19 protein-coding genes are annotated in these 25705 nt (G+C 70.4%); 7 read left to right on the top strand and 12 right to left on the bottom strand.

Features of this window, described 5'->3' with window-relative positions; genetic code table 11:
* Positions 1-16: 16 nt before the first annotated feature.
* From hutG to NUG21_RS09205, 5 genes are all read left to right on the top strand, one after another.
* Positions 17-880, top strand: coding sequence for an N-formylglutamate deformylase (gene hutG, locus NUG21_RS09225; protein ID WP_263392878.1), 864 nt, complete (start codon positions 17-19; stop codon positions 878-880).
* Between the two features lie 48 nt (positions 881-928).
* The gene (hutU, locus tag NUG21_RS09220; RefSeq protein WP_263392877.1) at positions 929-2596 is read left to right on the top strand and encodes a urocanate hydratase; all 1668 of its coding nucleotides are present in this window, start codon (positions 929-931) and stop codon (positions 2594-2596) included.
* Between the two features lie 138 nt (positions 2597-2734).
* The gene (locus tag NUG21_RS09215) at positions 2735-3553 is read left to right on the top strand and encodes a hypothetical protein (RefSeq protein ID WP_263392876.1); all 819 of its coding nucleotides are present in this window, start codon (positions 2735-2737) and stop codon (positions 3551-3553) included.
* Positions 3554-3658: 105 nt separating this feature from the next.
* On the top strand, positions 3659-3916 hold the full coding sequence (locus NUG21_RS09210) for an acyl-CoA-binding protein (RefSeq protein ID WP_263392875.1): 258 nt from the start codon (positions 3659-3661) through the stop codon (positions 3914-3916).
* Positions 3916-4542 carry a TetR/AcrR family transcriptional regulator gene (locus NUG21_RS09205; protein ID WP_242083126.1) on the top strand — a complete coding sequence of 209 codons (627 nt, stop codon included), beginning with the start codon at positions 3916-3918 and terminating at the stop codon, positions 4540-4542. The genes NUG21_RS09210 and NUG21_RS09205 overlap by 1 nt, the downstream gene beginning before the upstream one ends.
* A gap of 41 nt (positions 4543-4583) precedes the next feature.
* Here the strand turns inward: NUG21_RS09205 and NUG21_RS09200 are convergent, their stop codons facing one another.
* Both NUG21_RS09200 and NUG21_RS09195 read right to left on the bottom strand, forming a co-directional pair.
* The gene (locus tag NUG21_RS09200; RefSeq protein WP_263392874.1) at positions 4584-5063 is read right to left on the bottom strand and encodes a GNAT family N-acetyltransferase; all 480 of its coding nucleotides are present in this window, start codon (positions 5061-5063) and stop codon (positions 4584-4586) included.
* 81 nt (positions 5064-5144) lie between these two features.
* Positions 5145-5558 carry a hypothetical protein gene (locus tag NUG21_RS09195; protein ID WP_237473330.1) on the bottom strand — a complete coding sequence of 138 codons (414 nt, stop codon included), beginning with the start codon at positions 5556-5558 and terminating at the stop codon, positions 5145-5147.
* Between the two features lie 157 nt (positions 5559-5715).
* Between NUG21_RS09195 and NUG21_RS09190 the strand changes: the two genes are divergently transcribed.
* A complete protein-coding gene (locus tag NUG21_RS09190) occupies positions 5716-6570 on the top strand; it encodes a tetratricopeptide repeat protein (RefSeq protein WP_263392873.1) in 855 nt (284 codons plus the stop codon).
* A gap of 251 nt (positions 6571-6821) precedes the next feature.
* Here the strand turns inward: NUG21_RS09190 and NUG21_RS09185 are convergent, their stop codons facing one another.
* From NUG21_RS09185 to ligA, 7 genes are all read right to left on the bottom strand, one after another.
* Positions 6822-9251: a membrane-bound PQQ-dependent dehydrogenase, glucose/quinate/shikimate family gene (locus NUG21_RS09185; protein ID WP_263392872.1), complete on the bottom strand. Its 2430-nt coding sequence runs from the start codon at positions 9249-9251 to the stop codon at positions 6822-6824.
* A 339-nt stretch (positions 9252-9590) separates the two neighbouring features.
* Positions 9591-12407: a DNA gyrase subunit A gene (gene gyrA, locus NUG21_RS09180; protein ID WP_263392871.1), complete on the bottom strand. Its 2817-nt coding sequence runs from the start codon at positions 12405-12407 to the stop codon at positions 9591-9593.
* 211 nt (positions 12408-12618) lie between these two features.
* Positions 12619-13683: an S-methyl-5-thioribose-1-phosphate isomerase gene (gene mtnA, locus NUG21_RS09175; protein ID WP_242160383.1), complete on the bottom strand. Its 1065-nt coding sequence runs from the start codon at positions 13681-13683 to the stop codon at positions 12619-12621.
* 69 nt (positions 13684-13752) lie between these two features.
* The gene (locus NUG21_RS09170) at positions 13753-14397 is read right to left on the bottom strand and encodes a DUF3011 domain-containing protein (RefSeq protein ID WP_160947880.1); all 645 of its coding nucleotides are present in this window, start codon (positions 14395-14397) and stop codon (positions 13753-13755) included.
* Between the two features lie 199 nt (positions 14398-14596).
* A complete protein-coding gene (gene epmA, locus NUG21_RS09165; protein ID WP_160947867.1) occupies positions 14597-15547 on the bottom strand; it encodes an EF-P lysine aminoacylase EpmA in 951 nt (316 codons plus the stop codon).
* Entirely contained in the window at positions 15547-16032 is a 486-nt protein-coding gene (locus NUG21_RS09160; protein WP_263392870.1) for a GNAT family N-acetyltransferase, read from the bottom strand. The genes epmA and NUG21_RS09160 overlap by 1 nt, the downstream gene beginning before the upstream one ends.
* Positions 16029-18545, bottom strand: coding sequence for an NAD-dependent DNA ligase LigA (gene ligA, locus NUG21_RS09155; RefSeq protein WP_263392869.1), 2517 nt, complete (start codon positions 18543-18545; stop codon positions 16029-16031). Before ligA ends, NUG21_RS09160 begins: the two co-directional genes overlap by 4 nt.
* A 436-nt stretch (positions 18546-18981) precedes the next feature.
* Here ligA and NUG21_RS09150 point away from each other — a divergent pair, with 436 nt between their 5' ends.
* On the top strand, positions 18982-20112 hold the full coding sequence (locus tag NUG21_RS09150; protein ID WP_160948280.1) for a pyridoxal phosphate-dependent aminotransferase: 1131 nt from the start codon (positions 18982-18984) through the stop codon (positions 20110-20112).
* Between the two features lie 391 nt (positions 20113-20503).
* Here NUG21_RS09150 and zipA read toward each other — a convergent pair whose 3' ends face one another.
* The 3 genes from zipA to rplI form a co-directional block, all read right to left on the bottom strand.
* Complete coding sequence (gene zipA / locus NUG21_RS09145) at positions 20504-21238, bottom strand: cell division protein ZipA (protein ID WP_160948279.1); 735 nt, start codon at positions 21236-21238, stop codon at positions 20504-20506.
* Positions 21239-21352: 114 nt separating this feature from the next.
* The gene (gene smc / locus NUG21_RS09140; protein WP_160948278.1) at positions 21353-24856 is read right to left on the bottom strand and encodes a chromosome segregation protein SMC; all 3504 of its coding nucleotides are present in this window, start codon (positions 24854-24856) and stop codon (positions 21353-21355) included.
* A gap of 327 nt (positions 24857-25183) precedes the next feature.
* A complete protein-coding gene (gene rplI / locus NUG21_RS09135; protein ID WP_010342531.1) occupies positions 25184-25633 on the bottom strand; it encodes a 50S ribosomal protein L9 in 450 nt (149 codons plus the stop codon).
* Positions 25634-25705: the final 72 nt, after the last annotated feature.

The raw sequence follows: 25705 nt of genomic DNA, 5'->3' as shown, positions 1-25705 counted from the left end.
CAACCCGCGAGGCCGTATGACATCCCTGCCCGACTGGCTCACTGTGCACCGCGGCGATGCGCCGCTGATCCTCAGCTTCCCGCATACCGGCACCGAGCTGCCGGAGGCGCTGGCCGACCGCTTCGTCTCGCCGTGGCTGGCGCAGCGCGATGCCGACTGGTGGGTGCACCTGCTGTACGACTTCGCCGGGACACTCGGCGCAACCACCGTGCGCACCGCGATCTCGCGCTCGGTGATCGACGTCAACCGCGATCCGGCCGGGGTGTCGCTGTATCCCGGGCAGAACACCACCGGGCTGTGCCCGCTGACCACCTTCGACGCGCAGCCGCTGTACCGGCCCGGCGCCGAGCCGGATGCGGCCGAGATCGACGCGCGCCGCACGCGCTGGTTCGCGCCGTACCACGCCGCGCTGGAGGCGGAGATCGCGCGCCTGCGCGCCCTGCACCCGGCGATCGTGGTGTACGACGCGCATTCGATCCGCTCGCGCATCCCGCACCTGTTCGACGGCGAGTTGCCGCAGTTCAACATCGGCAGCGCCGGCGCCTCCGGTGCGGTGGAGACCAGTTGCGCGGCGGCGCTGACCGATGCGGTCGAACGCGTCTGCGCCGGCAGCGGCTTCAGCCACGTGCGCAACGGCCGCTTCAAGGGCGGCTGGAGCACCCGCCACCACGGCGCGCCGGCCGACGGCGTGCACGCGATCCAGATGGAACTGGCCTGCCGCGGCTACATGCACGAGCCGGACACGGTCAGCCCCGCCAATTGGCCCTCGCCCTGGCAACCCGACCACGCCGCGCCGCTGCGCGCGGTGCTGCAGCAGGTACTGCAGGCCTGTCTCGACTTCGCCCACAGCCCCGCCGCGTCCGGCCGCGCCGCCGACTGACCCATGCACCGCGTTTCGCCTTCCGCGCATCCACCTGAGGATTCCCGCATGACCCGCCTCGACGCCACCCGCCGCATCCACGCCCCCACCGGCAGCACCCTCACCGCCAAGAGTTGGCTGACCGAAGCGCCGTTGCGCATGCTGATGAACAACCTGCATCCGGACGTGGCCGAGCGCCCGCAGGAACTGGTGGTGTACGGCGGCATCGGCCGCGCCGCACGCGACTGGGAGAGCTTCGACGCCATCGTCGAGACGCTTAAGCGCCTGGACGACGACCAGACCCTGCTGGTGCAGTCGGGCAAGCCAGTGGGCGTGTTCCGCACCCACGCCGACGCGCCGCGCGTGCTGATCGCCAACTCCAACCTGGTGCCGCGCTGGGCCAACTGGGACCACTTCAACGAACTGGACAAGAAAGGCCTGGCCATGTACGGCCAGATGACCGCCGGCAGCTGGATCTACATCGGCGCGCAGGGCATCGTCCAGGGCACCTACGAGACCTTCGTGGAAATGGGCCGGCAGCACTACGGCGGCGATCTGTCCGGCAAGTGGCTGTTCACCGGTGGCCTGGGCGGCATGGGCGGCGCGCAGCCGCTGGCCGCGGTGATGGCCGGCGCCTCGTGCCTGGCGGTGGAGTGCCGCAAGAGCAGCATCGACATGCGCCTGCGCACCGGCTACCTGGACATCTGGACCGATTCGCTGGACGAGGCGCTGCGCCTGATCGCCGAAGCCTGCGCGGCGAAGACGCCGCGCTCGGTCGGCCTGCTCGGCAACGTCGCCGACGTGCTCGCCGAACTGCTGGCGCGCGGGGTCAAGCCGGACCTGCTGACCGACCAGACCTCCGCGCACGACCCGGTCAACGGCTACCTGCCGCAGGGCTGGACGGTCGAGCAGTGGGACGCCAAGCGCGTCTCCGCCCCCAAGGAGGTGGAACAGGCCGCGCGTGCCTCGATGGCCAACCACATCCGCGCCATGCTCGGCTTCCACGCGTTGGGCGTGCCGACCGTGGACTACGGCAACAACCTGCGGCAGATGGCGCTGGAAGAAGGCGTGGCCAACGCCTTCGATTTCCCCGGCTTCGTGCCGGCCTACATCCGCCCGCTGTTCTGCCGCGGCGTCGGCCCGTTCCGCTGGGCGGCGCTGAGCGGCGATCCGGAAGACATCGCCAGGACCGATGCCAAGGTCAAGGAACTGATTCCCGACAACCCGCACCTGCACCGCTGGCTGGACATGGCCGCCGAGAAGATCCAGTTCCAGGGCCTGCCGGCGCGGATCTGCTGGGTCGGCCTGGGCGACCGCGACCGCCTGGGCCTGGCGTTCAACGAGATGGTCGCCAGGGGCGAACTGAAGGCGCCCGTGGTGATCGGCCGTGACCACCTGGACAGCGGCAGCGTCGCCTCGCCCAACCGCGAGACCGAGGCCATGGCCGACGGCTCGGACGCGGTCTCCGACTGGCCGCTGCTCAACGCCCTGCTCAACACCGCCAGCGGCGCCACCTGGGTGTCGCTGCACCATGGCGGCGGCGTCGGCATGGGCTTCTCGCAGCATGCCGGCATGGTCATCGTCTGCGACGGCACCGAGGCGGCGGCCAAGCGCATCGCCCGCGTGCTGTGGAACGACCCGGCCACCGGCGTGATGCGGCATGCCGACGCCGGCTATCCCATCGCCCTGGAGTGCGCCCGCGAGAAACACCTGGACCTGCCGGGCATCCTGCGCTGAGCCCCGCACCCGGCCGCCGCTCGAGGCGCGGCCGGGTGCACCAGGCGCCAAACCGGAACTGCGTCACCGCTCCGACGATGCACCCTCAAGATCGGCCGCACCACGCCGACAAGGGATGCATCGTTTCAAGGAGCCTGCATGGGCATCCTGATCTACCTCACTCCTGCCGTGGCGCTGTGGGCTGCCGTTGCCACCGCGTTCGCGCATGGCTTGTTCCAGCGTCTGGGGCATGCCTATCGACGCGACGCGACTGCGAAGGAGGCCATCGCGCGGTATCAGGCGGCGCTGAGCCAGCTGAAGGCGCAGGCCGCCGCCAGCGCGCAGGAGCTGGAGACGCTGCGTCAGGACCACGAGCGCCTGCGCGCGACCTACGAATACGAGGCGGCACCGGCTGCGGCCGCGTCCGCGACCGCCGCGCCTGCCAGTGCGCCTGCGGCCACCACCTCGAAGGTGGCGCCCGCCCCGGCCCCGGTCGCGCCGCCGTCGACCATCGCCCTGGCGCAGATCGACATCGCCGACGAGGTCGGCACCCTGCTCGCGCACGTGGCGCGGGTGGCGCGCAGCATCCGCCGCTACAGCGCCTACAGCCGCGGCCACAACGGACCGGAACCTGCCAGCGCGCGCTACGACCTGCATTGGCTCTCGGACTGCCTGCACAATCTCGACCAGGTCGGCCATGCGCTGGCCCGCAACAACATGGAAACCCTGACCGCGGCCTGCACCGAACTGCTGACCATGTACGAGCAGTACCTGCGCGACGGCTCCGGCTACAACAGCCGCGACACCTTCCAGCGGCTCAGCACGCAAGTGCCGCTGGCCGAAGTCACCGATGCGATCCGGTCGATCGCGGCCAAGGCCTCGCTGGCACGGCAGGCGCAGGCCGCGCAGGAACAGGCTGCGCACGCGCACGAACGCATCGCCGAGAGCCACCAGATCGACGCACTGTCGATGCTGTGACGGCGGTGTCCGTGCCGACGGCCGTAGGCATGGCCGTCCGCGGCCCGCGTTGACCCGGCCGGTCGCCCGTGCTGTGATGCCTGCCGGTCAGGGCGGAGCGGGATCATGGTGGACAGCAAGGCGGCCTTCGAGAAAGCGGTCCAGGACATCAAGCAGCGCGCGGAGCGTCCCGACAACGACACCCTGTTGCGGCTGTATGCGCTGTACAAGCAAGGCTCGGAGGGCGACGTGAGCGGCGCCAAGCCGGGCTTCTTCGACTTCGTCGGCACCGCCAAGTACGAAGCCTGGGCCAAGCTCAAGGGCATGCCGCAGGCCGACGCGCAGAAGAAGTACGTGGACCTGGTGAAGAAGCTGCTGGCCTGATGGCCCGCGACACCCGGCGGCGCATCCTCGAGACCGCCCTGGCGATGTTCAACGCGCAGGGCGAGCCGCACGTCACCACCAACCACATCGCCGACGAGCTGGAGATCAGCCCCGGCAATCTGTACTACCACTTCCGCAACAAGGACGACATCATCGAGCACCTGTTCGCGCGCTACGAGGAGCGCATGGACGCGGCGCTGGCGTTGCCGAGCGCGCGCCTGCCCGGGCTGGAAGACATCTGGCTGCAGTTGCACCTGGTGTTCGAGTGCATCTGGGACTACCGCTTCCTGTACCGCGACCTGGTCGAGATCCTCAGCCGCAGCCGGCGCCTGCGCCTGCGCTTCGCGCGCATCCTGCGCCGCGCCGACGCCAGCGTGCAGGCGGTGTTCCAGGGGCTGGCGCAGACAGGGGCGATGCGCGCCAGCGCCCAAGAGCGCGAAGGCATGGCCACCAATGCACTGGTCGTGGCCACGTTCTGGCTCAACTACGCGGCCGCACGCGGCGAGAAGGACGAGCAGGTGGCGATCCGCCACGGCATTGTGCAGGTGATGCGGCTGATCGCGCCGTTCCTGCGCGAGACCGAACGCGCGCACCTGACCGCGCTGATGGACGCCTACCTGGATTGAGGCGCCTGCCCCGCGCGCAAATGCACGTGGCGCAACCGCGCTCAGCCGTCGGTCGTGGCGCCGTCGAGCACGTAGACCTTGCACACCAGGCCTGGCGGCTCGCGATAGGTACGAAAGCCGACGGCGTCGTAGTACGCCTGCCCGAGCGCATTGTCGGCGGCGATGCTGGCGTCGATCCGGGTCAGCCCGGCGCTGCGCGCCGCCGCACAGGTGGCCCGGAACAACGCGCTGCCGACGCCACGGCGCGCGGCGCGCGGATCGACGTGGGTGCCGATGATGCCCCAGCCCTCGGCGACGTCGTAGGCATTGCCGGGACGGGCGATCCGCAGCGACTGGAAACCGAGGACCGCGCCGTCGGCGTCCTCGGCCAGCACGCACTGGACGCGGTCGGGATGCGTCAGGTAGGTCGCGCAGACCGTCGCCAGGTCGGTGGGCGCCTTGCGCAGGCCGGCGGCGAAGATGGCGTGCTGCACCGCCACCATGGCGGCAGCATCGTCGCGCGTGGCGGGCCTGATCTGCATGACGCTGTTGCCTCGGGTCGGGTCGACGCGGCCGAGTATGCCCGAGCGCGCCTGCCACTGTGCGCCGTGGCGAACGCCAGGTCAGGTGCCGGTGCGGCGCGCCCTGCCCGCGCCCGCCGTGCGTTTGCCGGCCGGCTTCTTGGCGACGCGCTTCTCGGCGGCGTGCTTGCCGGTGGCCGCGCGCTTGCGCGGGTGCGGGCGCGGCTGCAGCCCCAGCTTGACCAGCACCGGCTGCAGGCGCGCCTCGACCTCGGCGCTCAGCGGCTGCACCTGCCCGCGCAGCGCCGCGGCGCCCTCGCGCACGCTGCTCTCGGCCTCGTCGGCCAGTTGCGTGGCCAGCGCCTTCAACGTCGCCGCGCCCTGCGCGGCATCGGCCGCTGCGGCCAGCGCGCGCTTGCGGGTCAACGCGACCACGCCCAGCCCGGCCAGCCACAGGTGCCGCGGGTTCAGCCGGTCCGGCCGCAACGCGGAGGTGGAACGCTTCTTGGTCGCCATCGCACGATCTCCAACTGGGCCGACGTGGCCCCCATGCGCGCCATGCTGGCGCCGGCGGCTTGAGCAAACACACTATCCGACCACCCTTGCCACACGCCGGCGCCCGCGCCATGCTCGGCGCGGACGCCGTGGCCCGGCGCCGCACAGGGAGATCCGCATGGCAGCAAAATCGAGCGCGTGGGCACCGTTTCCTTACGACGCCAAGGGCTACGCCTACGCCGGCGATGCGTTGAAGAAGGCCTGGCCCAAGTTGCACGCCGGCGACCGCGAGCCCTACCCCGATCCGGCCCATGCACAGGCGCTGCTAAACGCCGCCGGCAAGGCCGGCAAGGGCCACGACGCGCAGACCCTGTCGGCGGCGCTGATCGAGGCCTGGCGGGCCTTCCACCACGGGCAGTTCCAGCAGGCCTACGAGGGCGGCAAGGCGCTGGGCGTGTTCGGCGCCTCGGTCGCGGTCAAGGCGATCGGCATCCACGCCGGCTATCTGGTCGACGACGAAAAGGAGCAGTTGCAGCGGCTGCAGCAGGCCGCGGCACTGGCCGAGGCGGCGATCGCTGCGCTACCGGACGAGGCCAACAGCCACTACCGCCACGCCTTCGCGCTGGGCCGCTACAGCCAGGGCCTGAGCATCGTCAAGGCGCTCAAGCAGGGCATCGCCAGCAAGGTGCGCGCGTCGCTGGAAGCGGCGCTCGAGCTGGAGCCCAAGCATGCCGAGGCGCACATGGCGCTGGCCCTGTACCACGCCGAGATCATCGGCAAAGTCGGCGCGATGATCGGCGGCCTCACCTACGGGGCCAAGGCCGCCACCGCCGAACAGCACATCCAGCAGGCGCTGAAGCTGGTGCCGGACGCGCCGATCGCCCACGTCGAACACGCCAACGTGCTGCTGTTGCTGTACGGCGACAAGCGCGAAGAGGACGCCGCCGCGGCGTTCGAGAAGGCCGCCAAGCTCAAGCCGCGCGATGCGATGGAAGCGTTGGACGCGGCGTTCGCCCGCGACCAGTTGGAGTAGCGCCGCGCTGCGCACGCCAGCGAACTGACCGTATCCCGATCGTATCGTAGGAGCGGCTTCAGCCGCGACAGGCCTCCCCGGGAACGCCTGTCGCGGCTGAAGCCGCTCCTATGACGAATCGCACGCCCGTAACCGACCGCACCGCGACGCGACTGGCGCGATCGGCGGCGGTGAGGCCGACACATCGTGTCGCCATCCACCAGGTTCCGCCGCTGCGACATCGCAACTCGATGTCACAGCGGCGGCGCGCATCACCCTGCCGGCGGCAGCGCGTAGGCGATCACGTAGTCGCCGCGCTTGGTCTCCATGAAGTGATGGCCGGCGGCGACGATGACCAGGTACTCGCGGCCGTCGACCGCGTACACCATCGGCGTGGCCTGGCCGCCGGCCGGCAGCTTGGCCTGCCACAGCGTCTTGCCACTGGCCAGGTCGATCGCGCGGATCATGTCGTCGGTGGCCGCGGCGATGAAGATCAGGCCGTTGGCGCTGACCACGGCGCCGCCGTTGTTGGGCGTTCCGATCTCGATCGGCAAGCCGGAGTGGATGCCGAACGGGCCGTTGCCGCGTGCGCTGCCGAACGGGCGATCCCACAGGGTCTTGCCGCTGGCCAGGTCGATCGCGCGAATGCCGCCGTAGGGCGGCTGCTTGCACAGCAGCCCGGTGAACGGCAGCCGCCAGCCGGCGTTGACGTTGATCGCGTACGGCGTCCCCGCCTGCGGATCGCCCGCGCCCTCGGCGCCGCCGCTGTCGCCGCGCACCTGATCGCGCGGCGCCCAGCCCATCTTGTCGGCCTTGGCGCGCGGCACCAGCAGGTTGTAGTTGGGCATGTCGTTGTAGTTGGCGACGACCACCCCGCGCTGCGGGTCCACCGCCACGCTGCCCCAGTCCGAGCCGCCGTTGTAGCCGGGATACTCGATCGAATGGCGGTCGGCTTCCGGCGGCGTGTAGATGCCCTTGTAGCTGGCGCTGCGGAACTGGATGCGGCACACCAGTTGGTCGATCGGGGTCATGCCCCACATGTCGCGCTCGGTCAGGTCACGCTTGCGCAGCGAGTGGTACAGCGAGAACGGCTGGGTCTTGGCGCGGCGCTGCGGCTCCACGCCGCCGCCCGGCACCGCGCGTTCCTCGACCCCGACCAGCGGTTTGCCGGTGCGCCGGTCGAGCACGTACAGCTCGCCCTGCTTGCTCGGCAGCAGCACCGCCGGCACGGTCTTACCGTCATGCGGGAAATCCAGCAGGGTCGGTTGCGACCCCAGATCGTAGTCCCACACGTCGATATGGGTGGTCTGGAAATTCCACACCGGCTTGCCGGTGGTGACGTCCAGCGCGACCAGCGAGGTCGCATAGCGGTCTTCCTGCGGGGTGCGCGAGCTGCTCCAGTAATCGGCCGAGGAATTGCCCATCGGCAGGTACACGTAGCCGAGTTGTTCGTCGCCGGCCGCGCTGGTCCACATGTTGGGCGTACCGCGGGTCCAGGTCTGCCCCGGCGGCGGCGCGCCGGCCCAGTCCGGATGGGTCATGTCCCAGGCCCAGCGCAGCGCACCGGTCACCGCGTCGAAGCCCTGGATCACGCCGGACGGCTCGTAGCGCTTCTGTCCATCCAGCACCTGGTGCCCGGTGACGACCACGCCGCGCACGATGGTCGGCGGCGAATTGATCGAGACATAGCCGGGCGGTGTGGAGCCCATGCCGACGGTGATGTCGACCTGGCCGTGTTGGCCGAAGTCCTCGCAGGGCTTGCCGTCGGCCGCATCGACCGCGATCAGGCGCCCGTCCAGGGTGCCTTCGATGATGCGATGGCGGCACGCGGCCGACGCCGTCGCCTTGTCATCGGGCACCGCGTAGTAGCTGACGCCGCGGCAGGCAGCGGTGTACGGGATCGCCTTGTCCGCCACCTTGGGGTCGTAGCGCCAGCGTTCGCGGCCGCTGCGCGCATCCAGCGCGATCAGTTGGTTGCGTGCGCTGCACAGATACAGGCTGTCGCCGATCTTCAGCGGCGTGGTCTCCGCGCCCCAGCGCTTGTCCGGCAGGTCGCCGGTGCGGAAGGTCCAGGCGGTGCGCAGTTGCGCCACGTTGCCCGGGGCGATCTGGCGCAATGGCGTGTAGCGGCTGCCGGCGTTGTCGCGGCCGTAGGCGGCCCAGTCGGCATCGGCGGGCGCATCGGCCGGCTGCGCGCCGGTGCGCTGGGTCGCCAGCGCCGCGGCCATCCCGGCCGCATGCGCCAGCGTGCCGTCGGCCTCGGTCACGCCGTACGGCAGGAACGCCAGCGCGAACGCGCCGACGAACACCAGGGCCAGCACCGCGGCGAGCGCGCGCGACAGCGTGCGCGAGAACGGCCGATCCAGCCGCGGCAGCAGCAGCGCCAGCAGCAGCGCCAGGAACACCATCAGGCCCATGCGCGGCACCCAGCGCCAATAATCGGTGCCCGACTCCCATGCCGCCCACAGCAGTGACAGCAGGAAGGTCGCGGCGAACCACAACGCGCCGATGCGCCGCGCGCGCCACAGCTGCACGCCGGAAATCGCCAGGCCGAGGCCGGCGACCAGGTAGTACCAGGACCCGCCCAGCGCCAGCAGCCAGGCGCCACCGGCCGCCAGCACTACGCCGATCAGCGCGCAGGCGCCGCCGAGCAGGCGCAGCGGCCAGCCGCCGCGACGCTGCGTTTGTTCGAATGCATTCATTGCCACTCCTTGCAGGACACGGCCACGCGGAACATCCGACGTGGCAGCGGCGCACGCGCGCCGCGCATCCTTATCCCAAGCAGCAAGTGAACGTGATGCGTTTCTCGGTGACACACGCTGACACGCAACGTTCCGGTCCTCGTGACCCGGCGCCGACCTGGGCGTCACGCCGCTTGTGTATCGCCCCCAGCGGCGATCCGACATCGTCGTCCGGACGCATGGAACCGCCTTGGCACGGCACGCGTGCGCCGCATGCGGACACGCCCGCCGCGTCACGCGCCATCCCCGAAAACGACAACGCCGGCACGAGGCCGGCGTCGTCGTTCGCTCAGGCGCGGATCACTCCTGCGGCGGTGCCGCCTCGCCAGCGGATTCGGCGACGCCATCCTCGCCCGGCAGCGCGTCCTCCTCGACCAGCGAGCCATCCAGGCGTTCCACCGCCTGCAGCTTCTCGCCCTTGGACAGGCGGATCAGGGTCACGCCCTGGGTGTTGCGGCCGACGCGGGAGATTTCCGAGGCGCGGGTGCGCACCAGGGTGCCGCCGTCGGAGATCAGCAGCACTTCGTCGCGCGTGCTCAACAGCACCGCACCGACCAGCTTGCCGTTGCGCTCGCTGGTCTGGATGCCGATCACGCCCTGGGTGCCGCGGCCCTTGCGCGGATACTCGCCCAGCGGGGTGCGCTTGCCGTAGCCGTTCTCGGTCGCGGTGAGGATGTAGGCATCGGCCTCGTCGCCATTGCGCGCGTCGGCCTCGACCTCGATGTCGGCCGCGGCGTCGACATCGTCGGCGTCCTCGTCCTGGCCCACGGCCGGCTCGGCCACGATCAGGCTGACCACGTACTCGCTCTTGGCCAGGCGGATGCCGCGCACGCCGCGGCTGCTGCGCCCGGTCGGCTTGACTCCGCCGCGGCTCTTGCGTCGCGCGCCACGGGCCTCGTCGCCCTCCTCGCCCGCGGCCTCGTCGTCGGCCGCGGCGCTTTCGTCGGCACCGGTGTCGTCGATGACCGCATCATCGGCCTCGTCGTCCTTGGGCCGCTCGGAGAAGCGCACGGTCTTGCCGTTGGAGGCGAACAGCAGCACGTCGCGCTCGCCGTCGGTAAGCGCCACGCCGACCAGGGCGTCGCCCTCGTCGAGGTTGATCGCGATCTTGCCGATCTTGCGCTGGAACGCGAACTCGCTCAGCGGGGTCTTCTTGACCATGCCGTTGCGGGTGGCGAAGAACACGTAGCGGCCTTCGGCGTACTCGCGCACCGGCAGCACCGCCTGCACGCGCTCGCCGTTCTCCAGCGGAATCCAGTTGACGATCGGGCGGCCGCGCGCATTCGGTCCGGCCTCGGGCAACTGATGCACCGGCAGCCAGAACACCTTGCCGCTGCTGGTGAAGGTCAGCAGCGTGTCGTGGGTGTTGACCAGCCACAGCTGGTCGATGAAATCCTCTTCCTTGGTCGCCGCCGCGCTGCGGCCGCGGCCGCCGCGGCGCTGTGCGCGGTAGGCGCTGACCGGCTGGCGCTTGGCGTAGCCGGCGTGCGACAGGGTCACCACCACGTCTTCCGGCGCGATCAGGTCGAGGATGTCCAGATCCTCTTCGCTGTGGCGGATTTCGGTGCGGCGCGCATCGCCGTATTCCTCGCGGATGTTGACCAGTTCCTCGCGGATCACCTGCAGCAGCACGTCCGGGTTTTCCAGGATGCGGATCAGTCCGGCGATCGCCTCCAGCAGCTGCTTGTATTCCTCGGTCAGGCGCTCCTGCTCCAGGCCGGTCAGGCGGTGCAGGCGCATTTCCAGGATCTGCGTGGCCTGCACTTCGGTCAGCTGGTAGCCGCCGCCGACCAGGCCGACGCCGCTGGGCAGGTCTTCCGGGCGCGAGGCCTCGGCGCCGGCCGCATTGAGCAGCGCGCCGACCAGGCCCGGCTGCCAGGTCTTGGCCAGCATGCGCTCGCGCGCTTCGTTCGGGTTCGCCGAGGTCTTGATCAGCTCGATCATCTCGTCGATGTTGGCGAGCGCGACCGTCAGGCCTTCCAGGATGTGCGCACGCGCGCGCGCCTTGCGCAGTTCGAAGATGGTACGGCGGGTCACCACTTCGCGACGGTGGCGGACGAACGCCTCCAGCATCTGCTTGAGGTTCAGCAACTGCGGGCGGCCGTCGACCAGCGCCACCATGTTGATGCCGAACACCGACTCCATCTGGGTCTGCTGGTACAGGTTGTTCAGCACCACGTCGGCGGCTTCGCCGCGCTTGACCTCGATGTAGATGCGCATGCCGTCCTTGTCGGACTCGTCGCGCAGCTCGCTGATGCCCTCGAGCTTCTTTTCCTTGACCAGCTCGGCGATCTTCTCGATCAGCCGCGCCTTGTTGACCTGGTACGGGATCTCGGTGACCACGATCGCTTCGCGGCCGTTGTCCTGGATCTCGATCTCGGCCTTGGCGCGCATGCGCACGCGGCCGCGGCCGGTGCGGTAGCCGGCGACGATGCCGGTGGTGCCGTTGACGATGCCCGCGGTCGGGAAATCCGGGCCGGGGATGTGTTCCATCAGCCCGTCGACGTCGATCTGCGGGTTGTCGATCAGCGCCAGGCAGGCATTGATCGACTCGGTCAGGTTGTGCGGCGGGATGTTGGTGGCCATGCCCACCGCGATGCCGGCCGAGCCGTTGACCAGCAGGCTCGGGAAGCGCGTCGGCATCACCGACGGCTCCTGTTCCTTCTCGTCGTAGTTGGGCTGGAAATCGACGGTTTCCTTGTCGATGTCGGCCATCATCTCGTGCGCGAGCCGCGACATGCGCGCCTCGGTGTAACGCATCGCCGCCGCGGAATCGCCGTCGACCGAGCCGAAGTTACCCTGCCCGTCCACCATCATGTAGCGCAGCGAGAACGGCTGCGCCATGCGCACCAGGGTGTCGTACACCGACTGGTCGCCGTGCGGGTGGTACTTACCGATGACGTCGCCGACGATACGCGCCGACTTGTAGTAGGGCTTGTTGCTGTGCGCGCCCAACTCGTTCATCGCGAACAACACGCGGCGATGCACCGGCTTGAGGCCGTCGCGCGCATCCGGGAGGGCACGCCCCACGATCACGCTCATGGCGTAATCGAGGTAGCTCTTGCGCATCTCGTCTTCCAGGTTGACCTGGATGATTTCCTTGGCGGATTCTGCCATTCGGGTTCCGTAAGTCTGGTGGCGGATCGACCACGACGCCGGCCCACGACAGGCGGGCCCGCCGCGGCCGCACGCCTACGGCGCACGGCGGTCGATCGAACCGCCGGATTCTATCATGACGGGCGCCCGATTGCCCGGTTTTTGCCGGCGCGAACAAGCACTTGCGCGCCATCGGCCGGGTTTGCCGGGTGCTGTGGCGCTACCCCGGTGCTCAGCCGCCGAAGGCGGCGCGCATGCGCGCCGGGTCCGGCTGCTCGATGACCCCGCGCTCGGTGACGATGGCATCGATCAGCGTCGCCGGGGTCACGTCGAACACCGGGTTCCAGGCGGCGATGCCGTCGGCCACGGTGCGCGTGCCGCCGACGCCGAACAGTTCGCCCGGATCGCGCTGCTCGATCTCGATCTGCGCACCGTCGGCGGTGTCCATGTCCACGGTGGACGACGGCGCCACCACCATGAACCTGACCCCATGGTGGCGCGCGGCGATCGCCAGCTGATAGGTGCCGATCTTGTTGGCGGTGTCGCCGTTGGCGCAGATGCGGTCGGCGCCGACGATCACCCACTGCACCGCCCCGGTCTTCATCAGGTGCGAGGCCGCCGAATCGGCGATCAGCGTCGCGTCGATGCCGTCCTGCTGCAGCTCCCACACGGTCAGCCGCGCGCCCTGCAGCCAGGGCCGGGTCTCGCCGGCGAACACCTTGGCGATGCGCTGCTGGGCGACGCCGGCGCGGATCACGCCCAGCGCAGTGCCGAAACCGGCGGTGGCCAGCGAGCCGGTGTTGCAATGGGTCAGCACGCCGCTGCCGGCGGCGATCAGGCCGGCGCCGAGCGCGCCCATGTGGCGGTTGGCGGCCAGATCCTCTTCGGCGATCGCCTGCGCCTCGCGCTCCAGCACCGAGCGCCAGTCGCTGCCGGCCGCGCCCAGCGCCGTGCGCATGCGCGCCAGGGCCCAGGCCAGATTGACCGCGGTCGGCCGCGCGGCATTGAGCCGCTGCAGGGCCGGCTCCAGCTTCAGCAGCGCCTCGGCGCCGTTGTCGGCCTGCACCTCGCGCGCGGCCAGCACCGTGCCCCAGCCGGCGGCGATGCCGATCGCCGGCGCACCGCGCACGGCCAGGGCATGGATCGCCGCGGCGACCTGGTCGCTGTCGCTGCAGCGCACGTGCTCCACCGCGAACGGCAGCTTGCGTTGGTCCAGCAGTTCCAGCGCGTCGCCGGTCCACAGGATCGGGCGGATATGGTCGTAGCGGGCGTAATCGATATCGAGGGCGGCGTTCATCGCCCCATTGTAAACGCCGGCGATTGCGGATTGAGGACGGCGCACGGCGCCGAAGCGCCGCACCAGCGCTCAGTTGACGCTGAACTCGGCGCGGCAGCCCTTGTCGACCCAGATGCCGTCGCGGTCCCAGCCCCAGCTGTCGTCCTGCACGCAGGCGGCGCCGGACAGCTGCCGGCGCAGCTCGACATGGTCCTGCACACTGACGCCGCAGCGGCGCCGGGCCTTGCCCTTGGATTCGCACAGCACCGGCCGCGGACCGGCGGGGAATCCGGATCCGTCGGCGGCACCGATCTCGAACTCGCCGCGGCAGCCGCGCGCGACCCAGATCTCGTTGCGGCGCACGCCCCAGCTGCGCTCCTCGCGGCATGGCACCGACGACAGCTGCCGCATCAGCCGCACCGGTGCGCCGCGCAGCATCACCGGGCAACTCTCGAGGCGACCATCGGACTCGCAGCGCAGCACGCGGCGCATGGCACTGCGCGGCGCCTCTCCCGGATTGGGGCGGAATTCGGCGCGACAGCCCAGGGTCACCCACACGCCGGTGGCGTCGGAGCCCCACTCGCTGCCGCGGATGCAGTCGTTGTCGGACAGTTGCCGCACCAGTTGCACGCCCTGCGCGGTCGGCATCGGGCAGTGCACCCAGGTCATGTCGCGCGATTCGCAGCGCACCACCGCTGCGTCGTACGCATCGGCGGTCTGTGCCGGCGACGGCATCGGCCACACGCTTGCCGCCAATCCCAGCCAACACCAGCCACCGAGCCCGTACGCCCACTTCATGCTTGGCTCTGCCCCTATGCCTAGAACCTGAACAACGAAGACCTGCTGGCGCGCGGCGTGCGCATGCCGTGCCCGATCAAACCATCATCGGTGTGGACAACGCAACAACGCGCCGTGGCAGCGCGTGACGGCCGGTTCAGGCATGCGCGAAATCGTAGGCGAGCACATCGCCGATCTGCGCGGTGCCGCGCATCGCCATCAGCAGCCGATCCACGCCCACTGCCACACCGGCGCAATCGGGCAGCGACGGCAGCGCCTGCAGCAGGCGTTCGTCCAGCGGCGGCAGCACCGCGCCGCGCGCCTGGCGCAGCGCATGGTCGCGCAGGAAACGCCGGCGCTGCTCGGCGGCATCGTTGAGCTCGTGATAGCCATTGGCCAGTTCGTAGCCGCCCAGGTACAGCTCGAAGCGCTCGGCCACCGGCGGATCGCCATCGCGGACCCGCGCCAGCGCGCACTGGCTGGCCGGCCAATCGTGGACCACGGTAAGACGGTCGGCGGGGAACGCGGGCTGCAGGCGATGGGTCATCAGCAGGTCCAGCCAGTCGTCGCGGCCGAGGCCCTCGGCGTCGATGCGGACATCGCGCAACGGCTGCTGCAGCGCCTCCAGCGGCGCGGCGAACGGATCCAGCTCCAGCCCCTGCAGGAACAGCGCACGGTAGCTGAGCACCTGCAGCGTGGCGCTGCGCCCGACCAGGGCCAGCGCGGTGCGCACCAGCTCCACGGTCTCCTCGATCAACTGCCGGTGATCCCAGCCGACCCGGTACCACTCGAGCATGGTGAACTCGGGATTGTGGCGGCCGCCGGCCTCGCCGTTGCGGAACACCCGCCCCAGTTCGTAGCAGTCGCCGATGCCGGCGGCGAGCAGCCGCTTCAGCGGGTACTCGGGCGAGGTGCGCAGCCAGCGCAATGCCGGGCCGGCATCGACGTGGCCGCTGAAGCGGGTCTGGAAGCTGTCGATGTTCGGCTCGGTATTGCCGGCCGCCGACAGCATCGGCGTCTCCACTTCCAGCACGCCGCGCGCGGCGAAGAAGGCGCGGATGGCGGCATTGAGCCGGGCGCGCAACTGCAGGGTGGACAGCAGGTCCATCAGGGCGCCATGTCGAGCCGGCGGCTCAGTTGGTCGCGCGCGTCGTCGCGGTAGCCCAGGCCCAGGTACAGACGCTTGGCATCGGCGTTGTGGTGGTTGACCTCCATCCGCAGCACGTCCACGCCCAGCGCGCGGGCGCGCGCCTCGACCAGCGCCACCGCGCGCCGGCCCCAGCCGCGGCCGCGCGCGGCCGGGCCCAGGTACAGCTCGTCGAGCAGCAGATAGCGCCCGCCCAGTTCGACGCTGAAGCAGGCGGTGATCAGCGCATAGCCGACCACCGCACCGTCCGGCGCCAGCCACAGCAGCGCCTCGCCCAGTGCCGGCTGCGCCAGCAGCGCCTGCAGGCCGCGCGTCACCCGCTCGGCATCGAAGGCGATGCCGTCTTCGGCGTAGAACGCCTGCAGCATCGCCAGCAAGGCCGGCTGGTCGGCCCTGCCGGCGGTGCGCCAGCGCAGTTCTTCCTGCACCCTGCCGGGCGCGCTCATGCGCCCTGCCCCGGCGACTGCAGGAACGCCAGCAACTGCGCCTCGTCCCACACCGGCACGCCCAGTTCCTGCGCCTTGTCGAGCTTGGAGCCGGCGGCTTCGCCGGCGACCACGAACGCGGTCTTCTTCGACACGCTGCCGGCCACCTTGGCGCCCAGCGCCTCCAGTTGCGCCTTGGCCTCGTCGCGGGTCAGTGCGGTCAGCGTGCCGGTCAGCACCACGGTCTGCCCGTCCAGCGGACCGGCGCGGCGCCGCGTCTGCGCCGGCGCGGCGTCGAGCAGGCGTCGCATCGCCGCCTCGGCCTCCAGCAAGGCCTGCTTCTGCGCCGGATCGGCCAGGTACGCGGCCAGGTTGGCGGCACCTGCCGTGGACAGGCCGGCCCCGGTCCAGCCGCTTTCGTTGGCGCGCAGCAGCGCGTCCAGGGTGCCGTAGGTGGCGGCCAGGCGCTGCGCGCTCTTGCCGCCGAGCTTGTCCACCGACAGCGTGCCGAGCAGATGCGCCAGGTCCAGCCGCTCGCGTAATTCCGCCGGCGGCGCGCCCTCGTCGGAGAAGCGAATGCCGGCGGCGATCAGCGCATCGACCACCTCCGCATTGCCGGGCTGCTCGAAGAACGTCGCGATCGAGCGCGCCACCTCGCCGCCGATGTCCGGCAAGGCCTGCAACAGCACTGCCGGGGTGCTGCGCACGAACGCCAGCGAGCCCAGCCAGTAGGCCAGCGCCTTGGCCGTGGTCTCGCCCAGGTGCGGGATGCCCAGCGCGAACAGGAAGCGCGGCAGGGTCGTGGCGCGGCTGGCGTCGATGCCGGCGACCAGGTTCTCGGCCCACTTGGTCGCCAGCTTGCCGCCCAGATCCACCGCCAGGTGGGTGCGCAGGAAATCGGCGCGCCGCCACGGCGTGGCCTCGTCGTCCAGCGCGGCGCGGCCGGCCGCGTCCAGCGCCAGTGCGCCCTTGCTGTCCTCCACCGCCTGCAGCAGGTCGGCAGCCGTTGCAGCGTCGAGCGCCGCCTTCATCATCACCAGGTCCTCCACGCTCAACGCGTACAGGTCGGCCAGCGACTGCACGAAGCCGAACTCGACCAGGGCGTCGGCCTGGCGCTCGCCCAGGCCTTCGATGTCCAGCGCGCGGCGCGAGGCGAAGTGGCGCAAGGCCTCCTTGCGCTGCGCGGCGCAGGCCAGGCCGCCGCTGCAGCGCCAGGCCACCGCATCCTCTTCCTTGACCAGCTCCGAGCCGCACACCGGGCACACCGCCGGCATCGTCCACGGCACGGTGCCGGGCGGACGCCGTTCCTCGATCACCCGCACCACTTCCGGGATCACGTCGCCGGCGCGGCGCACGATCACCGTGTCGCCCTCGCGCGCGTCCAGCCGCGCGATCTGGTCGGCGTTGTGCAAGGTGGCGTTGGTGACGGTGACGCCGGCGACCTGCACCGGCTCCAGCCGCGCCACCGGGGTAACCGCGCCGGTGCGGCCGATCTGCACCTCGATCGCGCGCAGCACGGTGGACTGTTCCTGCGCCGGGAACTTGTGCGCCAGCGCCCAGCGCGGCGCGCGCGAGACGAAGCCCATCGCCTGTTGCTGGTCGTAGTCGTCGAGCTTGTAGACCACGCCGTCGATGTCGTACGGCAAGGTGTCGCGGGCGGCGCCGATGCGGCGGAAATACGCGATCAGGCCGTCGAAGCCGGTGGCGGTGTCGGCCTCCGGCGCGACCGGGAAGCCGTAGTCGCGCAACAGCTGTAGCGTCTGCGAATGGGTTTCCGGCAGTTCCAGGCCGCGCACCTCGCCCACCGAATAGGCGAAGAACGCCAGCGGCCGGCGCCGGGTGACCGCCGGATCGAGCTGGCGCAGCGAACCCGCGGCGCCATTGCGCGGATTGGCCAGCAGCTTTTCGTTGCGCTCCAGCGCCTGCGCGTTCCACGCGGCGAAGGCCGCGCGCGGCATGTAGATCTCGCCACGCACCTCCAGCACCGCCGGCGGCGGCGTGCCGAGGCCGCGCAGCTTAAGCGGCACCGAGCGCACCTGCCGCAGGTTGGCGGTGACGTCCTCGCCGGTGCTGCCGTCGCCGCGGGTGGCGCCCTGCACGAACACGCCGTCCTCGTAGCGCAGGCTGATCGCCAGGCCGTCGAGCTTCGGCTCGACCGAGAACACGGGCGCGGCCAGATCCAGTTCGCGCTCGATGCGGCGCTCGAAATCGGCGACTTCGGCGAAGCGCGTGCGATCGTCGGCGTCCTCGTCCACGCCCGGGGTTTCGAAGGCGTTGGCCAGCGACAGCATCGGGATCGCGTGGCGCACTTCCGGGAAGCCGCCGTCCGGCCGCGCGCCGACCTTGCGCGTCGGCGAATCCGCGCTGGCCAGTTCCGGGTGCGCGGCTTCCAGGGCCTCCAACTCGCGCATCAGCGCGTCGTACTCGGCGTCAGGAATCGTGTTGTCGTCGAGCACGTAGTAGCGGTGGTTGGCGTCGTCGATGCGCTGGCGCAACTCGGCGGCACGCTGCTGGGGATCGGAATTCGCGGTCATGCGCAGCGGAAATGCGGTAACGGAGAGGGGGGCGATAGTAGCTGGAAGGCAGGGATGGGGGAGTCGGGGTTTGGGATTCGGGATTGGCTTGAAGGCCGAGATTGGGGATTGGAGATTGGGGATTCGCAATGCCAACGCTCGGACGTCTTGCGGCGGCGGCGGTCGTACCCTCATCCGCCCCTGCGGGGCACCTTCTCCCGGAGGGAGAAGGGAAACGCCGAAGCCCCTCTCCCACCGGGAGAGGGGTTGGGGTGAGGGTGCGGAGCGCGCGGCGCCATCGACGTCAGCGCCCCGGCTTTTGCCAATCCCCAATCCCCATTCCCCATTCCCGGCTTTTAAGCCAATCCCAAATCCCCAATCCCCGCCCCACACCACCCTTGCCCCACCATTAACACCCCGTTAACGTGACCTCCCCCCGCCCGCTCTGGAGAGCCCCGTGTCGCTACCGGTCTCGCGCCGTTCCTTCCTGTCCCTGGCCACCTCGGGCCTGGCGCTCGGCGCCGTCGGCCTGGCGCCCGTCGCGGAGGCGGCGCGACGCAAGGCGGCCGCCGCCGCGGTCACGACTCCCGGCGTGGCGCCGGCGGCGGGCACGGTGTACCTGAACTTCAACGAGTGCCCGCTGGGTCCTGCGCCCGCAGCGCTGGCGGCGGCGCAGGCGATCCTGCCGCGCAGCGGCCGCTATCTGTTCGAACTTTCCGACGAACTGATCGCTGCCTTCGTCGGCCAGCAGCATCTGCCGGCCGACCACGTCGCGGTCTATCCCGGGTCCAGCGAGCCGCTCGCGCGCGCGGCGCGCGCCTTCACCTCGCCGCGCGCCGGCGTGGTGGTGGCCGATCCGACCTTCGAGGCCGTCGCCGATGTCGCCGCCGCGCATGGTGCGCCGGTGCGGCGCGTCCCGCTACGCGCCGACGGCGCGCACGACGTCAAGGCCATGGCCAGCGCCGACCCGAACGCCGGCCTGATCTACCTGTGCAATCCGAACAACCCGACCGGCTCGATCACCAAGCGCGCCGACATCGAGTGGCTGCTGGCCAACAAGCCCGCCTCCAGCGTGCTGTTGGTCGACGAGGCCTACCTGCACTACAGCGAAGAGCCGTCGGTGATCGACCTGATCGGCCAGCGCCAGGACCTGCTGGTGCTGCGCACCTTCTCCAAGCTGTACGGCATGGCCGGGCTGCGCCTGGGCCTGGCGGTGGCGGCGCCGGGGCTGCAGACCAAGCTGGCCGCGTTCGGCCAGAATCCGGTCTCGGTGCCCGCCCTCGCCGCCGGCATCGCCAGCCTGCAGGACCTGCAACTCGTGCCGACCCGTCGCGCCGAGAACGCACGCATCCGCGACGCCACCATCGCCTGGCTGCAGAGCAAGGGCTACAAGTGCCTGCCGTCGCAGGCCAACTGCTTTATGGTCGACGTCAAGCGCGATGGCGCCGCCTTCGCCGCAGCGATGGCCAAGCAAGGCGTGATCGTCGGCCGCAGCTGGCCGATCTGGCCGAAGCTGGTCCGCGTCACCGTCGGCAGCGAAGCGGAGATGCTGCGGTTCCGGGAGGCGTTTGTGAAGGCGCGCAAGTAGCGCGCGCCGGGATTGGGAGTCGGGATTAGGGATTCGTAAAAGCGGGTTGCCGTGGGGCTGAGGCGTGGCTGGTGTTGCCTCGGTGCGTCGCATTCACGATGCACGATTCGCTAGCTCCGGCACGGCGCGCCAGACGGGGCCCGAATTCGGGAATGGTGATTGGAGTTCGCGAGAGCCAAAAGCCAGCGCTTCTGGCGTCGGCGGCGGTCGTACCCTCATCCGCCCCTTCGGGGCACCTTCTCCCGAAGGGAGAAGGGAAAAGCGCGCTCGAGGATCAGCGCGACAGGGACTGGCTTTTACAAATCCCCAATCTCGACTATCCAATCCCTGCCCTTAACCGACTCCCCAATCCCGACTCCCCAATCCCGGCCCCGCGCCACCGGCGCGGCGCTTACCAGCGCGGCGCCTTCGTCAACGGCGGTGCCTGGTGCTGGCGATCGTAGGCGCGCAGGTCGTCGCGGATGTGGGCGATGCGCTGGCGGCCCAAGGCGTTGCGGCTGTCGTCCAGGACCACGCCGTCGAGCAGTTCGCCCATGCGCTGCACGGTCGGCAGCATCTTCTCCCAGGCGTCGAGCGCGGTCAGCGGCGCCGGCAGGGTCAGGAAGAAGGCGATCGCCGGGGTCTCCATCTCGCGGATGTGGGCCATGTCGAAGCTGCCCGGCTTCATGATGCTGGCCATGCTGAAGATCGGACCGCGCTCGGGATGACCTTCCACCAGGCGGTGGAACACGTTCATGTGGCCGAAGGTCAGGCCGGTCTTCTCCGCGGCCACCACGATGTCCTCGCCGCGCAGCACCTGCCCCGCGCGGGCGGCGACGTACAGCGAGACGATCTTGTCGAAATCCTGGCTCGGCCGCTTGCCGAGTTCGGCACCCGGCGCTTCCGCCGCGGGCAGGCCCAGTTCGGGTTCGCGCGCCTCGCCGTCCGCACCCGGTGCGGCCAGCGCGTCGTCGCCGGTGGCCGGGGCATCGCCCAGCGAGGGTTCGCGGCGCGGCGCAGCCGGATCGGCCGGCTCGACGCGCCGGCCCTGGCTCGGTTTCTTCGGGCGGCCGAACAGGAAGATCGCCGCAATCAACAGCAAGCCGGCGGCGAGGATGCCGATGCGTAGCATTGCCATGTCGGACATTCAGGGGTTACTCCGGCAAGGGTACACAGGGGGAAAACAACTGCTAGGTGCGCACGAGGCCTGCCGGTCCGGGACCAACGCCTCCACGCGCATCGCGTCCTTTAGCATGTCACGTCAGGCCGCGCCCGCCAAACGCGCGGCCTCCTCGAGGTCCACGCTGACCAGGCGGCTGACGCCGGGTTCGCGCATGGTGACACCGCTGAGCTGATGCGCCGCCTCCATCGTCGCCTTGTTGTGGCTGACGAACAGGAACTGCACTTTCTCGCTCATTTCCTTGACCATCGCCGCCAGGCGGCCGACGTTGGCTTCGTCCAGCGGCGCGTCGACCTCGTCGAGCAGACAGAACGGCGCCGGGTTGAGCTGGAAGATCGCGAACACCAGCGCCACCGCGGTCATCGCCTTCTCGCCACCGGACAGCAGCGAGATGCTCGACACGCGCTTGCCCGGCGGCCGCGCCATGATCGCCACGCCGGTGTCCAGCAGGTCCTCGCCGGTCAGTTCCAGGTAGGCGTGGCCGCCGCCGAACAGGCGCGGATACAACGCCTGCACGCCGGAGTTGACCCGGTCGAAAGTGTCCTTGAAGCGGCCGCGGGTCTCGCGGTCGATCTTGCGGATGGCGTCTTCCAGGGTCTCCAGCGCGGTGTTCAGGTCGACGTCCTGCGCTTCCAGGTACTCGGCGCGCTGCGCGGCCTCGCCATACTCGCTGATCGCCGCCAGGTTGACCGGCTCCAGCCGGCGCATGCGCGCATCGATCTGCTGCACCGCCTGCTCCCACTCGGCCGGGTCGGCGTGTTCGGGCAGGCCGTTGATCACGTCCTCGAGCACGAAGCCGGCCTTGACCACGGCGGCCGACAGCTGCTCGGCGCTGAGCACCAGCGCCTGCTGGTCGAGCCGGCGCTGGGCGATGCGCTCGCGCTGCGCCAGCGCCTGTTCGTCGCGCTGCTGGCGGGTCTGCTCCAGCGCGCGCAGTTCGTTGTCGATGCCGTCCAGCAGCGCGCGCGCCTCGCCGAGTGCGCGGTCGGTGCGCACGCGCTCGCTCAGCGCGGCCTGGTGCTCGGCCTCCAGCGCCAGCACCGGCGAGTCGCCCTCGTTCAACTGCGCGCTGAGCTCGCCCAGGCGCGCGTCCAGTTGCCCGCGCTGGTTGCCCATGCGCTCCAGCGCCTGGCTCAGCGAGGCGATCTGGGTGCGCTGTGATTCCAGGGTCAGGGCCAGCGCGTGCGAGGCCTCGCGCACCCGCCGCGCGGCGTCGCGGGCCAGATCGCGTGCTTCGGTGAGCTGGCGGCGCTCGCTTTCCAGCGCATGCCGCACCGACTCCAGATCGCCCATGCTGGTGACCGCGTCCTCCAGCTTGGAGCGCGCCTCGCGTGCCTGCTCGCGGCTACTGTCGAGGGTTTCCAGCAGTTGCGCGACCTCCAGTTCGATGCGCTCGATGCGGGTGCGCGCGGCGTCGACCTTGCCCTGCTGGCTCTGCAACTGCCCGGCCAGTTCGGACACGCTGCGGTGCGCCTGGTACAGCTGGCGCTGCGCGTCCTCGCGCTGCTGCTCGCCGGCCAGCAACTGCGCGCGCAGTTCGCCCAGGCGCTGCTCGAGGTCGGCCTCGCGCTCCTGCAGCGTCTCGATCTGGCCGCGCAGGCTCTGGATCTCGCGCTCGCGCAGCAGCGCGCCCTGCTTGGCCGCGCCCGAGCGCGACACCCGCAACCAGCCCTGGCCCAGGCGCGCGCCGTCGCGGGTGACGATGGAATCGCCCTCGCCCAGCTGCGGCAGCAGCGCGCGCGCGGCAGCCAGGTCCTCGGCCGCGTGCAGCCGCGCCAGCAGCCGGCGGATCGCGATCGGGCCTTGCACCTTGGCCGCCAGCGAGGTCGGCGCGAAGGTCTCGGCCGCGTCCTCGCCGCTGACCAGGGCAATGCGGCCTTCGCCGAGTTCGCCAAGGGCGTCGACCAGGGTCTCCGGCGCCTCCACCAGCACGCCTTCGATCAATTGCCCGAGCGCGCCTTCGACCGCGTTCTCCCAGCCGCTCTCGACGCTGAGCCGCTCGCCGACGCGCGCCGCCGAATCCAGCCCGCGCGCCTGCAGCCAGGCCACCGCCGCGCCCTGCTCCTGGCCGAGCGCGGCCTGCTGCAGGGTTTCCAGCGACGACAGCCGGCCGCGTGCGGCCTGCGCCTGCTTGCGCACGTCGGCCAGCTCGGCCTGCGCCGAGCGCTGCTGGTCCTGCAGCGCCGCCACCGCCAGCTTGCGCGCCTCGACCTGCTCGGTCAGCCCGTCCAGCGCGGCGCGCTGGGTCTCGTGCTGCAGTTCCAGTTGCGCGAACGCCTCGGACAGCGCGTCCAGATCCAGCCCGGCGCGCTCGGCCTGCAGTGCCTCGCGGCGGCGCTCGGCCTCCAGCGACTGCCGGTCCAGGTAATCGACGCGGGTGCGCTCCACTTCGCCGGCGCGCGAGGCTTCGGCGGTGTTGCGCTGATGCGATTCCCAGCGCTGCTGCCAGTCGGCCAGGCGCGCCTCGGCCTCGCGCAGCGCTTCCTGCTTGTACTCGTTGTCTTCCTGCAACTGCTCCAGCTGCGGGCCGGCCACGTCCACCGATTCGCGCAACAGCGCCAGCTTCGCCTCGTCGGTGCCGATATGCTGGCCGAGCTCGGCCAGCGCCAATTGCGCCTCGTCGCGCGCCTTGTGCAGGCGCTGCGACAGGTCGCGCTGGTGCTGGATCTGCTGTTCGATCCGGGCCAGGGTGCTGCCGACCTTGTAGACCTCGGCCTGCGCGGTGCTCAGCGCCTCGGCAGCCTCCTCGCGGCGCACGCGGCCGGTCTCGATGCGCGCCTCGGCATCGCGCTGCTCGGCGATCAGCTGCTGCAGGCGGGTCTCTTCCTGGCCCAGCGCTTCGCGCAGGCCCTGCAGGCGTCCGTCCAGGCCGCGGTACTCCAGCGCTTTCCATTGCGCGTCCTTGATCCGCCGTTCTTCCTGCAGCGCCTGGTACTGCTCGGCCTGGCGCGCCTGGCGCTTGAGGTGCTCGAGCTGCTTGCCGATCTCCTCGCGCAGGTCGCCCAGGCGTTCCAGGTTCTCGCGGGTGTGGCGGATGCGGGTCTCGGTTTCCTTGCGCCGCTCCTTGTACTTGGAGATGCCGGCGGCCTCTTCCAGGTACACGCGCAGGTCTTCCGGGCGCGCCTCGATGATCTGGCTGATCATGCCCTGCTCGATGATCGAGTAGCTGCGCGGACCCAGGCCGGTGCCCAGGAACAGGTCGGTGATGTCGCGGCGCCGGCATTTGGTGCCGTTGAGGTAATAGCTGCTGCTGCCGTCGCGGCTGACCTGGCGCTTGACCGAGATCTCGTTGAAGGAGGCGTACTCGCCGGCGATGGTGTGATCGGTGTTGTCGAAGATCAGCTCCACCGTGGCCTGCGACACCGGCTTGCGCGCCGAGGACCCGGAGAAGATCACGTCGGTCAGCGAATCGCCGCGCAACCGGCTGGCCGAACTTTCGCCCATCACCCAGCGCACCGCGTCGATGATGTTCGACTTGCCGCAGCCGTTCGGACCGACGATGCCGGTCATGTTGGTCGGCAGGTGCAGCGTGGTCGGATCGACGAAGGACTTGAAGCCGGACAGCTTGATGGTCGACAGGCGCATGGTGCGGGCAATCCATGGCAGGCGCCGCCGGCATTCCGAGCTGCGCTGCCGCTAATGAAGATCCAGGTGAGGTCCTGCGTCCAACCCATTGATGCGGCTACACCACCAGGTCGACATCGGACACGAATTGCTGAGTATAGCGGCCCCTGCGCAAGGCTGGGCGGCCCACGCCGGGCGGCAGCGATGCGACGGCGGTCGCACACGCGGGCGATCGCGCCCTGCCGGCCGTGCCGGCCAAGCCGCACGGCCCGCCGGCGGCGGCGCAGGTCCGCAAAAACGACACGGGCACCTTGCGGTGCCCGTGTCGGTCCAGCGATGACGCTACGATCAGGCGTCGGCTTCGACCACGACCTTGACCGTGGTTTCCACGTCGGCGTGCAGGCGCACCAGCACCTCGTACTCGCCGATGTTGCGGAACGCGCCTTCGCCCAGCACCACTTCGCCCTTCTCCAGCGGCATGCCGGCGGCGGTGAAGGCCTCGGCGATGTCGCGCGGGCCGACCGAACCGTACAGCTTGCCTTCGGTGGAGGCGTTGGCCTTGACGGTCACGCTGGCGCCTTCCAGCTTGGCGGCGCGGGCTTCGGCGTCGTCGTGGATCGACTTGGCCTTGGCTTCGTACTCGGCGCGCTTGGCTTCGAACTCGGCGATGTTGGCGGCGGTGGCCGGCACGGCCTTGCCCTGCGGCACCAGGTAGTTGCGGCCGTAACCCGGCTTGACGTCGACCTTGTCGCCGAGGCCGCCCAGGTTGGTCACTTTCTGCAGAAGAATCAGTTGCATGGTCTTGCTCCGTTATTCGTTAGCGTCGGCACGCGGCCGCCGCAACGGGTGCTGTCCGAATAGGAGAAGCCG

This window comes from Xanthomonas sp. CFBP 8445 (assembly GCF_025666235.1).
Taxonomy (GTDB): Bacteria; Pseudomonadota; Gammaproteobacteria; order Xanthomonadales; family Xanthomonadaceae; genus Xanthomonas_A; species Xanthomonas_A indica.
This window is presented reverse-complemented; position numbering and strand designations above follow the sequence as displayed.

What these genes read in the sequence shown, in the direction of transcription:
- NUG21_RS09215 (WP_263392876.1), top strand. Translation starts at nt 2,735, where the DNA reads ATGGGCATCCTGATCTACCTCACTCCTGCCGTGGCGCTGTGGGCTGCC.
- smc (WP_160948278.1), bottom strand. Translation starts at nt 24,856, where the DNA reads ATGCGCCTGTCGACCATCAAGCTGTCCGGCTTCAAGTCCTTCGTCGAT.
- gyrA (WP_263392871.1), bottom strand. Translation starts at nt 12,407, where the DNA reads ATGGCAGAATCCGCCAAGGAAATCATCCAGGTCAACCTGGAAGACGAG.
- NUG21_RS09200 (WP_263392874.1), bottom strand. Translation starts at nt 5,063, where the DNA reads ATGCAGATCAGGCCCGCCACGCGCGACGATGCTGCCGCCATGGTGGCG.
- NUG21_RS09195 (WP_237473330.1), bottom strand. Translation starts at nt 5,558, where the DNA reads ATGGCGACCAAGAAGCGTTCCACCTCCGCGTTGCGGCCGGACCGGCTG.
- ligA (WP_263392869.1), bottom strand. Translation starts at nt 18,545, where the DNA reads ATGACCGCGAATTCCGATCCCCAGCAGCGTGCCGCCGAGTTGCGCCAG.
- hutG (WP_263392878.1), top strand. Translation starts at nt 17, where the DNA reads ATGACATCCCTGCCCGACTGGCTCACTGTGCACCGCGGCGATGCGCCG.
- epmA (WP_160947867.1), bottom strand. Translation starts at nt 15,547, where the DNA reads ATGGACCTGCTGTCCACCCTGCAGTTGCGCGCCCGGCTCAATGCCGCC.
- NUG21_RS09185 (WP_263392872.1), bottom strand. Translation starts at nt 9,251, where the DNA reads ATGAATGCATTCGAACAAACGCAGCGTCGCGGCGGCTGGCCGCTGCGC.
- NUG21_RS09170 (WP_160947880.1), bottom strand. Translation starts at nt 14,397, where the DNA reads ATGCCGTCGCCGGCACAGACCGCCGATGCGTACGACGCAGCGGTGGTG.
- zipA (WP_160948279.1), bottom strand. Translation starts at nt 21,238, where the DNA reads ATGTCCGACATGGCAATGCTACGCATCGGCATCCTCGCCGCCGGCTTG.
- NUG21_RS09160 (WP_263392870.1), bottom strand. Translation starts at nt 16,032, where the DNA reads ATGAGCGCGCCCGGCAGGGTGCAGGAAGAACTGCGCTGGCGCACCGCC.
- hutU (WP_263392877.1), top strand. Translation starts at nt 929, where the DNA reads ATGACCCGCCTCGACGCCACCCGCCGCATCCACGCCCCCACCGGCAGC.
- NUG21_RS09190 (WP_263392873.1), top strand. Translation starts at nt 5,716, where the DNA reads ATGGCAGCAAAATCGAGCGCGTGGGCACCGTTTCCTTACGACGCCAAG.
- mtnA (WP_242160383.1), bottom strand. Translation starts at nt 13,683, where the DNA reads ATGAACGCCGCCCTCGATATCGATTACGCCCGCTACGACCATATCCGC.
- rplI (WP_010342531.1), bottom strand. Translation starts at nt 25,633, where the DNA reads ATGCAACTGATTCTTCTGCAGAAAGTGACCAACCTGGGCGGCCTCGGC.
- NUG21_RS09210 (WP_263392875.1), top strand. Translation starts at nt 3,659, where the DNA reads ATGGTGGACAGCAAGGCGGCCTTCGAGAAAGCGGTCCAGGACATCAAG.
- NUG21_RS09205 (WP_242083126.1), top strand. Translation starts at nt 3,916, where the DNA reads ATGGCCCGCGACACCCGGCGGCGCATCCTCGAGACCGCCCTGGCGATG.